We start from the raw sequence: 1142 nt of genomic DNA on the forward strand, positions 1-1142 counted from the left end.
GGGGCTGCATCAGTACGTGGTGCTGGAGCCGAATACACAATACCGCTTTACCGGATACATGAAGCCGGTGTTGGAATCAGCGCACGGCCCGCGTTTCGCGCTCATCAACATCACAAACCAAAGTCGCTATTTCGTGACCAGGGATGTAATCCACCAGGGTGATTGGGAAGAACTCGAAGCTCGATTCACAACGGGCGGCGAAGCAAGCATCGCTGTGCTCGCCGTGTTGCGCGATCCGGGGACCACAGTCATACGCGGGCGAGTTTGGATCGACGACCTGCAATTGGTCAAGGAGTCGCAATGACAACAACGACCGAGCAGGTGCGTTACAGCGCCGCGTCGCCCGCAGAGGCACCGTATCTTCGCGCAGAGCGCAAATTGCGCACTGTCGCTTGCTACGGCACGATTGCCCTGCTCATGTTCGGGCCACTTGCTTTTGGCGCCGTGGAGGCTTGGTCCACTCTCGTGCTGGAACTCGGTAGCGCAGCGGTGTTCGCGCTGTGGGTAGTCTCGCGGCTTGCGGCGTCCAGACCGTCGTTGCACCTGCGAATCGTGCATCTGCCGCCAATGCTGTTCCTGGCATTGGTAGGAGTGCAACTGATCTTTGGTACGACGGCATACCGGTACCTGACGGTCACGGAATTTCTGAAGTATGTCGCGTACGCGTTGGTCTTCTTCATCGCGACTGACCTGTTTCGCACAGACCGCGAGATGCGCAGACTGTGCCTGGCATTGGCTGCGTTCGGATTCGCGATGGCAGTTTTCGGGTGCCTTCAACAGTTCACGTCGGACGAAAAACTTTACTGGACACGCACGCCGCGCTTCGGCGGGGCGGTTTACGGCCCGTACGTCAATCGCAACCACTACGCGGGATTGATGGAACTGCTGATTCCCTTCGCCCTGGTGGGCAGCTTCAAGCTCGACTTGTCGGCGTCTAAACGTGTCGTGCTTGGCTTCGCTACGGTACTGATGACCACGACCATCTTCCTCTGCCAATCCCGCGGAGGCATGGTGGCCTTCGCTTTGCAATGCGTCTTTGTGGCTGTCGTGCTGTTGGTGCGGTCGCGATCCACAGTGCCTGCGCTGACGGTTACTTGCGCACTATTGCTGACAGTGGGCTTAGGTCTATGGCTCTCGTCAGA

At 58.4% G+C, this 1142-nt stretch carries 2 protein-coding genes; both read left to right on the plus strand.

The annotated features are described in order from the left end of the window. On the plus strand, positions 1–304 hold a 304-nt coding region (locus VN622_14160), incomplete at its 5' end, for a hypothetical protein (protein HWR37002.1). Next, positions 301–1142: hypothetical protein (locus VN622_14165; GenBank protein ID HWR37003.1), on the plus strand; the 842-nt coding region annotated here is incomplete at its 3' end. The genes VN622_14160 and VN622_14165, both read left to right, overlap by 4 nt.

The sequence above is a fragment of the Clostridia bacterium genome (genome assembly GCA_035561135.1).
Lineage (GTDB): Bacteria > Acidobacteriota > Terriglobia > Terriglobales > Acidobacteriaceae > DATMYA01.